The organism is Homoserinimonas sp. (assembly GCF_056262345.1).
In genome coordinates this window covers 1-8,549 of the sequence record NZ_JBACFR010000112.1, presented here as the reverse complement: position 1 = coordinate 8,549, position 8,549 = coordinate 1, and the positions used below count along the sequence as shown (strand labels likewise).

General features: G+C 67.0%; 8 protein-coding genes, 1 tRNA gene and 1 pseudogene. 8 read left to right on the top strand and 2 right to left on the bottom strand.

The genetic code is table 11. The annotated features are described in order from the left end of the window. Positions 1–458, bottom strand: a pseudogene (locus AC062T_RS05780) (hypothetical protein); the annotation flags it as partial. Between the two features lie 60 nt (positions 459–518). On the opposite strand from AC062T_RS05780, the gene AC062T_RS05775 reads away from it, so the two are divergent. Together AC062T_RS05775 and AC062T_RS05770 are read left to right on the top strand one after the other, a co-directional pair. Further along, on the top strand, positions 519–3,341 hold the full coding sequence (locus tag AC062T_RS05775; RefSeq protein ID WP_476028239.1) for an Ig-like domain-containing protein: 2,823 nt from the start codon (positions 519–521) through the stop codon (positions 3,339–3,341). Positions 3,342–3,422: 81 nt separating this feature from the next. Further along, positions 3,423–4,064, top strand: a complete 642-nt coding sequence (locus tag AC062T_RS05770) for a TetR/AcrR family transcriptional regulator (protein ID WP_476028237.1) — start codon at positions 3,423–3,425, stop codon at positions 4,062–4,064. Positions 4,065–4,072: 8 nt separating this feature from the next. On the opposite strand, the gene AC062T_RS05765 is transcribed toward AC062T_RS05770, so the two are convergent. Beyond that, positions 4,073–4,146: transfer RNA gene (locus tag AC062T_RS05765), tRNA-Gly, on the bottom strand. Positions 4,147–4,283: 137 nt separating this feature from the next. Here AC062T_RS05765 and AC062T_RS05760 point away from each other — a divergent pair. From AC062T_RS05760 to AC062T_RS05735, 6 genes are all read left to right on the top strand, one after another. Then, on the top strand, positions 4,284–4,820 hold the full coding sequence (locus AC062T_RS05760) for a GNAT family N-acetyltransferase (RefSeq protein ID WP_476028235.1): 537 nt from the start codon (positions 4,284–4,286) through the stop codon (positions 4,818–4,820). A gap of 17 nt (positions 4,821–4,837) precedes the next feature. Beyond that, positions 4,838–5,443: a dCTP deaminase gene (gene dcd / locus AC062T_RS05755; RefSeq protein ID WP_476028233.1), complete on the top strand. Its 606-nt coding sequence runs from the start codon at positions 4,838–4,840 to the stop codon at positions 5,441–5,443. Between the two features lie 39 nt (positions 5,444–5,482). Next, on the top strand, positions 5,483–5,869 hold the full coding sequence (locus AC062T_RS05750) for a hypothetical protein (RefSeq protein WP_476028231.1): 387 nt from the start codon (positions 5,483–5,485) through the stop codon (positions 5,867–5,869). A gap of 138 nt (positions 5,870–6,007) precedes the next feature. Then, the gene (locus AC062T_RS05745) at positions 6,008–7,252 is read left to right on the top strand and encodes an amidohydrolase (RefSeq protein ID WP_476028229.1); all 1,245 of its coding nucleotides are present in this window, start codon (positions 6,008–6,010) and stop codon (positions 7,250–7,252) included. A gap of 141 nt (positions 7,253–7,393) precedes the next feature. Beyond that, a complete protein-coding gene (locus AC062T_RS05740; protein ID WP_476028227.1) occupies positions 7,394–7,795 on the top strand; it encodes an arsenate reductase ArsC in 402 nt (133 codons plus the stop codon). A gap of 257 nt (positions 7,796–8,052) precedes the next feature. Beyond that, complete coding sequence (locus tag AC062T_RS05735) at positions 8,053–8,466, top strand: YciI family protein (protein WP_476028225.1); 414 nt, start codon at positions 8,053–8,055, stop codon at positions 8,464–8,466. Positions 8,467–8,549: the final 83 nt, after the last annotated feature.

Here is an 8,549-nt window from a genome sequence, read left to right as displayed (position 1 = left end):
CCGTCCACGAGCCGTGCGGCGCCCCCGCCGCCGCCGCCGCCGTCCTTGCCATCGAGGCTGCCCTTGCCTCCGTTGCTGCCGGGACGGTACCCGGAGCCTCCGGTTCTCCCGTTCCCCGAGAGTCCTGCGTGGAGCGTGAGGATGTCGCCGGCCGCCACATCGACGCGTACGACGATGTTCGCGCCGGGACCGCCAGCGCCTGCGCGTCCGGCATTGCCGCCGTCGCCGCCGCGAAGGCCCACATAGACGACATCGACGCCCGCTGGGACGGTCCAGTCGGTGCCGCTCGGGTTCGTGAACACGACCTCGCGCTGGTCATCGCTGAAGCCTGCGGGGGCGGCGGATGCGGGCGCCGCCACGCCAAGGACGAGTCCCATCGAGACGAGGGCTGTTGCGAGCGTCATCGCTGTGGCGGCGCTCACGGCGCGCCAGCGGCGGGAGGGGACAAGTCGGGTCATGGGGTGAGTCCTCGGAGTGGGAAGGTGCATGATATATAGCCTCAACTATAATCTTGGACTGTGATCCAACTTTCTCGCCACTCCCGTGCCGCGCGCCGCGGCACCCAGCCCCGCCCGGTGACACCCCGAGCGCGACGCACGGTCGCTCTGCTGACCGTGGCCACGCTCGCACTCACCGGCATCGGCCTCCAGGCGCCAAGCCCTGCGCATGCGGCGCCCGCACCCCAGCAGATCTTCGAGTTCGACAGCCCCAGCGGAACCGACTGGATCGTGCCCGCCGGCGTCACTGAGGTGCTCGTCGGACTGCGCGGAGGGCGAGGCGGAATTGTCTCCAACGTCCTTGGCGGGGGCGGCGCCGACTTCGCGGTGTTCGTCCCGGTGACGGAGGGCGACCGACTGACCGTCTATGCGGGCAAGGATGCCCACGGCAGCGGCGACGAGCGCAAGGGCGGCGCCGGATTCGTCAACGGAGGGGATGGCGGAAAAGGTAGCCACGCCGGTGCCAACGGCGGCGGTGGAGGCGGTGCGGCGGCAGTCAGACTCAACGGCCGAATCATCGCGGTCGCCGGCGGCGGTGGTGGAGCAGGCGGATACACCGGCAACGCGGGCATGTCGATGAGCCTCGCTGGACTCCTGAGCCTCCTGGGCGCCATCGGCGGCTACGCGGGCGAGGGCGACAAGAGTGGCAAGTTCACCTACGTGAAGGGCGGTGAGGCCGGGGGTAGCGTCGCGGGGTCCTCCGACGGGCGCACGATCACGACGTATGCTCCCGGATCCGGCGAGGGCGCGCATCCGGGTGCCGTGGGCAAGAACGGCCTCGACGACTCAACCTTCCCCCGCTACATGAAGCACGGAGAGAGCTCCGGCTCGGCGGCCTCCAGCACAAACGGCGGTGGCGGAGGCGGTGGTGGCGGCGGCTGGCCGGCATCGGGCTCCGCCGGCGGTTCAGGGCGCAAGTTCCTCAGCTCCTCCGGCGGTTCTGGAGGCGGGGCCGGCGCGAGCTGGGTCATCGACTACATGGCCGGAGTCCGCATCGACAGGGATGCGCGGCGCCCTGAAGACATGCACGACTACTTCGGGCCGCTCGCGAACAGCGGAACCGTTCGCATCATGGTCCCCATGACGAGCGCCACGACGGTCAGTGCACCATCGCAGGTCGTGGCAGGCGACGGCATCCCGCTGCGGGTGCGCACCGCCGACAACCGCACGCCCAACACACCCCTCGACGGTTGGGTGGACGTGTATGTCGACAACAAGCGGGTCGTGTGGGGCGGCACCGGGGGTGACCACACGTTCACGATTCCGCCGCTCGACCCCGGCACCTACCAGGTGCGCGCCGATTTCAAGCCGAACGTCCCGCAGCGTGACTACAAGGAGCGCTCGACGTACTCCTCCGCGAGCACGACCGTGACGGTGGTCGCGCCCACCCCGCCCGCACCGCCGGGGCCGAGCGAAGTGGAGACGACCACGACCCTCGACATTGTCTCGCCCCCGACGGTCTACGGCGACACCCTCACGGTCGGCGCGGCGGTCGAGCCCGGCGGTGCCGTCGACCTCACTGGTGAGCAGGTGACGATCGAGGTCAAGGGCGCGGCCGTGGGGACGAGCCCCCTCAACTCTGCGGGCGGTGGCCCCTTCACCGCGACGGCACCCGTGACCTGGGCGCCGCAGGCGGGCACCCACGAGGTCGTCGCGCGCTTCGCCGGCGTGATCGACAGCGACCCGGGCACCACGGATGCGCTGCCCTCGGCAAGCGCGCCGGTCTCGTTCACGGTGGCCCAAGCGCCAACGACGACCACGATCACGAGTGCACCGTCGAGCATCCGCGCGTTCGGTCAGGTGGATGTCATCGCCGAGGTCACCGCGACGCCGGCCGGTGTCGATGGTCACGCCGTGCTGCTCGCCGACGGCTCGCCCCTCATGTACTCGCCGCTCGACGCCGACGGCGAGGTGCTGTTCGATGACGTCGTCATCCCGTGGGGCACCGCGGAGCTCACGGTCGCCTTCCTGGGCGATGCGAACGGCAACTTCGCCATGTCGACGGCGGCGGCGCATCCGCTCACCGTGACCGCGGTGGATACGATCACGACGCTGACGCTGTCTTCCTCGGATGTGCGAGCGGATGAGCCGCTCACGATGACAGCGACGGTCACCAACGCGATGCTCGGCGTCGATGTCGACCCACGCGGCATGATCGAGTTCGTCTTCGACGGGGAGGTCGTGCACACCGCCCCGGCCGGTATGGACAGCGACCCGGATGCCGACGACGGTGAGGCGCGCTTCGTGATCAACGCAGACATGCTGCCGGTCGGTGCTCATGGCGTCACGGCCCGCTTCGTTCCGGCACCCGGCTTCGGGGCATCCGCCTCGGCGCCGACGGCACTGGAGGTGCGCGGCATCACCACGGCGCTCACCGCGACGGCACCGACGGCGGCTGGCACGACGGCGGATCCGGCAACCCTCGACGTGCGGGCCGCCGTTGCATCGAGCCTGACCAGGCTCGCCGCGCCGGGAGACCCGGTCGGAGGTCACGTCGAGGCCTACCTCGGCGGGGACCCCGTGGGTGATGCGTTCGAGATCGTCAACGGCGCGGGCACCGCCAGGTTCTCCGGCCTGCCCGTCGGCACCCACCAGGTCATGCTGCGCTTCGTGCCCGAGGCGCCGACCATGCTCGCGAGTACCGCCATCGTGACGGTCACCGTGACCGAGGCAGCCAGCGTCCCCAGTGGTGGGGGTGCCGCCGACACCGAGAGTGCCCCCCTCCCGACGACCGGGACTGACCCGTCCGGCGCCCTGCTGCTTGCCCTCAGTCTGCTCCTGGGCGCGGGGGCGATGTTCACGGCCGTGCGGCTCCGCCGCGCTGCCAGCACTCGCAAGGCGTAGTCGAGCGAGACCGGGGCCGTCCATTGCGGCCCCGGTCACGTATCGTGGGTACTTACGCGATCGTGCCCGAGGGAGGTCCACGTGGCTGAAGGCCTGCGCGAGCGCAAGATGCGCCTCACCCGACGGCAAATCGAGCGTGCCGCAGTTGACCTTGCCTACGAGGGCGGCATCAAGAATGTCACCGTCGATCAGATCTGTGACGTCGCAATGGTCTCGCGCAGCACATTCTTCAACTACTTCCCCTCCCTTGAGGAGGCGATCTTCGGCGCGCCGCTCGAATACGACCCGGCCCTCACCGAGAGGTTGCTGACGACGCACCGCCACGACCTGGTGGTCGCCGCATCCCTGATCGTCACTGAATCGGTGCGTGGCCAGGCCGACGACGACCTCACCCGCCGACGCCTCGCCCTCTTCGCCCGCGAGCCGGGTACGACGACAGCGGTGTCCTGGGCAAGTGACGTGAGTCGCGAGCGTCTCGTCGCCGTGATAGCCGCGTGGCTCGACGCCCACCGCGAACTGGCTCGCCTCCCCGACGGCGACAGTGAGGCGGAGGCACGACTCATTGTGGCGATGTCGATCACGGTCAGCGACGAGGGAATCCGCGAACTGCAGGAGGCCGAAGGCGAATTCGTGATCGACCCCGAGCCGTACCGCCGCGCGCGACGCCGCTTGGCGGCAGTGCTGCAGGACGGGCCGCCGCACGGCCCTGGCCTGCGGGACTGAGCAGCTAGTGGAGCGGATGACGGGAATCGAACCCGCGCTATCAGCTTGGGAAGCTGAAGTTCTGCCATTGAACTACATCCGCGCGTGACCCGGCAGGCGGGTCAACTCGTCCATACTAGCGACCCGGGGCGGCGTCCACACCGGGCGTGCGCGGTGGCGCCGTCCCCGAAAGTGGAGAATCCTGCACGAGACCCTTGCGCGAACCGGTAACCTCAGGCGGTGACTGACCTCGAGTTTCGCCCGGCAATCGAAGCCGATGTTGCTGCAATCGTGGAGCTTGTCACGAGCGCCTACCGCGGGGACGAAAGCCGCGAGGGGTGGACCACCGAGGCGGGTTTGATCGATGGGCAGCGCATCGATCCGCTCGTGCTCGCCCGCGACATCCGCCGCCCTAATAGCCTCGTGCTGCTCGCTCACGATGACGGCCAGCTGGTGGGGTGTGCGCATGTGGCCAAGTCCGACGACACCACGGGGTACTTCGGCATGTTTGCGGTGCGGCCCGGTGGCCAGGGTGCCGGCCTCGGCAAGCGCATTCTGCAGTACGCGGAGGACTTGGCGGCGGATACATGGGGCATCACGAGCATGGAACTCACGGTCATCGAGCCCCGCCTGGAGCTGATCGACTTTTATGTGCGGCGCGGCTATGCGCGCACGGGTGAGTTTCGCGAGTTCCCCTACGGGGATGACCGGTTTGGGGTGCCGCTGCGCGACGACCTGCGCATGGTGGTGCTGCGCAAAGAACTCGCAGCCATCTGATCCACTATTCTCGGGACATGCTGCTCTCCGACCGCGACATCACCGCCGAACTCGCCGCTGGCCGCATTGGCCTCGACCCGACCGAGGCAGAGATGGTGCAGCCGTCGAGTGTCGACGTGCGGCTCGACCGGTTCTTTCGGCTGTTCGACAACCACAAGTACCCCTACATCGACCCGGCAGAGGATCAGCCGGAGCTCACTCACCTGCTTGAGGTTGATCCAGACAAGCCGTTCATCCTTCACCCCGGTGAGTTCGTGCTCGGCTCTACGTTCGAGCAGGTCACCCTGCCCGACGACATCGCGGCGCGCCTTGAGGGCAAGAGTTCGCTTGGTCGTCTCGGCCTGCTCACCCACTCCACGGCCGGCTTCATCGACCCCGGTTTTACCGGTCATGTCACCCTCGAGCTGTCCAACGTTGCAACCCTGCCCATCAAGCTGTGGCCGGGCATGAAGATCGGCCAGCTGTGCTTCTTCAAGCTCACGTCGCCCTCGCAGAAGCCCTATGGCGCCGGCGCCACATTCTCGCGCTACCTCGGTCAGCGCGGCCCCACGGCGTCGCGCTCACACCTCAACTTTCACCGAACCGACGTTTCGGTGACGGATGCTGGGGCGCTCGGCCACTAACCATCCGCCGCCCGAGTGGTCACTGATACATTCTCGACTGTGACCCTTGTTGCCTTCGCCGCCGTCGCCCTCTGCGTCATCCTTGCCGCGCTCGCCGTGTTTCAGGCGGCACTCATTGCCGGCGCTCCCCTGGGCGAATTCGCCTGGGGCGGCGCGGATCGGGTTCTTCCTCGAAACAAACGGGCGGGAAGTGTCGTCTCGATAGTCCTGTACGCCGTTTTCGCCTGGTTCTTTCTTATGAAGGCGGCCCTGGTTCCTGCGGTTCTGCCGGGCATTGTGGTCGACGTCGGGGTCTGGGTCATCGTGGCCTACTCGCTGGTAGGGATCGTGATGAACGCCATGTCACGGAGCCCTAAAGAGCGGTGGACCATGGTGCCGGTCGCGGCCCTCCTTTTTGTGCTCGGGCTGGTCGTCGCGCTCGGCTGATAGCGAGCCGAACTGTGCGGTGTGTTACCTGTGAGTGCGGTTACAACGCCTGAAAGTCTGCCGAACTCCATTGGTTCGCCGCGCATGCAGACGCAGGGTTGGCAGTAGCTGAGCTATTCCAACCAGAGGATCAGGCAGATGAGCGCACACGACAACGTCACGATCAACCCCACACTCGAAGATCTTTACCGCGATCTTCATAGCCATCCCGAGCTGGGCTTCCAGGAGCATCGCACCTCCGAGATCGTGGCGAAGCGGCTCACCGAACTCGGCTACGAGGTCACCACGGGCGTCGGCAAGACCGGCGTCGTGGGCATTCTCAAGAATGGCTCCGGGCCCACCGCGCTGATTCGAGCCGATATGGATGCCCTCCCGGTCAAAGAAGACACGGGCCTGCCCTATGCCAGCACTGTGACGGCGAAGGATGCCAGTGGCAAGGTCGTCCCTGTCGCCCACGCCTGCGGCCACGACCTGCATACAACGTGTCTGCTGGGCGCTGCCGAGGCGCTGATCACCGACAAAGGCAGCTGGGCCGGAACCCTCATGCTCGTGTTCCAGCCAGCAGAAGAACTCGGCGCCGGCGCGCAGACGATGGTCGACGACGGGCTCTTCGACAGGTTCCCCAGGCCCGACATTGTGCTGGGGCAACACGTTGCACCCCTGCCTGCTGGCAAGATCGCCGGGCACGCGGGGCCGTCGTATGCAGCATCCGATTCACTGCGCATCAACCTTGTCGGCAAGGGTGCCCACGGCTCGATGCCCGAGGCGTCGATCGACCCTGTCGTCATGGCTGCATCGACGGTGCTTCGGCTGCAGACCATCATTTCGCGTGAGATTCCGAGCACGGCAACGGCAGTGCTCACGGTCGGGTCTTTTCATGCCGGAGACGCCGCGAACGTCATCCCTGGTGAGGCGGAGCTGCAGCTGAACATCCGCAGCTACGACACCCGCGTGCGGGAGCGCATCCTGAGCAGTGTCGACCGAATCGTCAAGGGAGAAGCGGCGACCTCGGGAGCCCCGCAAGAGCCGACCGTCACCGAAATCGAGCGGTTTCCCATTGTGACCAACGATGCGGATGCCCTGGCCAAGACCCTCGGTGCCTTTGCCGATTGGCTGGGCGAAGACAAGATCATGGACCCGGGTGCGGGAGCCGGCAGCGAAGATGTCGGAATCCTCGCGACGAGTTCGGGAGCGCCTCTCTCGTACTGGTTGCTCGGCGGAACAGATCCCTCGCTGTTCACCACGGGAGACATGACCGACCCCGCTCTGCTCACCGTGCCGTCGAACCACTCGCCGCACTACGCTCCCATCATCGAGCCGACCATCACGCTGGGGGTCACCGCCCTCGTCACGGCGGCGCGAACCTGGTTGCCCGCGTCGTAGGGGCCTGTTTTGCTGTGGCGGCTCGGCGCTCGGGCTGGCTCAGTAGTCCGGCCAGCTCAGTACGCCGGCAGGCTCAGCGCTCCGGCTAGTTTGGGGGTACGGCACTTTGCCTACCCCCTCACTTTCACCGGAGGCTGAGCTATGCAAGATAAGCCAGTGGTTCTCTTCGTCTGCATTCACAACGCTGGCCGTTCGCAGATGGCCGCGGGGTATATGAGCGCTCTCTCGGGCGGGGCGATCGATGTGCGCTCGGGCGGATCTGAACCGGGCAGCGAGATTAACCCGGTAGCGGTTCTTGCGATGGCAGAAGAGGGCATCGACATTTCTCAGGGCGTTCCGCAACTGATGACCACCGAGCAGGTGCGGGATTCGGATGTGGTGATCACGATGGGCTGCGGCGATGTCTGTCCGATCTTTCCGGGCAAACGCTATGAGGATTGGGAGCTGACCGACCCCAAGGGCAAGACACTCGATGAGGTGCGGCCGATCCGAGACGACATCCGGTCGCGCGTGGAGGCGCTCATCGCCGAGCTGCTTCCGTAGCTCGCCGCCCACCCGCCGAGGGGTGCCAAATGTGCCTTCGTGAGCATCCGCTCGACGCATTTGGGACCCCTCAGCAGCTATTGGCGCGCCCCCTCGGCAGCTATTGGCGCCCCCTCAGCCGCCATTTGGGACCCTCGGCAGCTGTGCCGCTCGCGGCCAGAACGCAACCCTGGGCATCCGCCCATTTCGGCCGTCGCCGAGCAGAGCGATAGTAGACGTACGGGCCTACCCACCCTCCACCACTACAGGAGACGACTATGTCCAAATACATGCTCATCATGCGCAACAGCGGCGCCGCCGAGAAGCTCGAAGTCATGGATTTCGAGGCGACGCTCAACGCGATGGGTGCCTACAACGAGGCGATGATCGAGGCCGGAGTGCTTGCGGGAGGCGAGGGCCTCACGGATGCTTCGCAGGGCGCGGTCATCGAGTTCACGTCAGAAGCACCCATCCTCTCGGACGGTCCCTATGGCAAATCACACGAACTGTTCAACGGCTTCTGGATCATCGACGTGCCGACCCGCGAGGAGGCAATCGCCTGGGCGACCCGTGCGCCCCTCGGCCCCGGCAACAAGATCGAGCTGAGGCGCATCACCGATGAGTCGGATTTTGCCGAGTTCGCCGACAACGAGTACATCAAGAAGGAGAAGACCTGGCGCGCGAGCAAGTAGCCCCGCGCACCCCGCGACCGCGCACCCCGCGCACCCCGCGCGACCCACACACCCCGCCGCGCACCCGTGAGGGGTCCCAAATG

Excerpts from the sequence above, each read along its gene's own strand:
- dcd (WP_476028233.1), top strand. The coding sequence starts at position 4,838 with ATGCTGCTCTCCGACCGCGACATCACCGCCGAACTCGCCGCTGGCCGC.
- AC062T_RS05745 (WP_476028229.1), top strand. The coding sequence starts at position 6,008 with ATGAGCGCACACGACAACGTCACGATCAACCCCACACTCGAAGATCTT.
- AC062T_RS05740 (WP_476028227.1), top strand. The coding sequence starts at position 7,394 with ATGCAAGATAAGCCAGTGGTTCTCTTCGTCTGCATTCACAACGCTGGC.
- AC062T_RS05735 (WP_476028225.1), top strand. The coding sequence starts at position 8,053 with ATGTCCAAATACATGCTCATCATGCGCAACAGCGGCGCCGCCGAGAAG.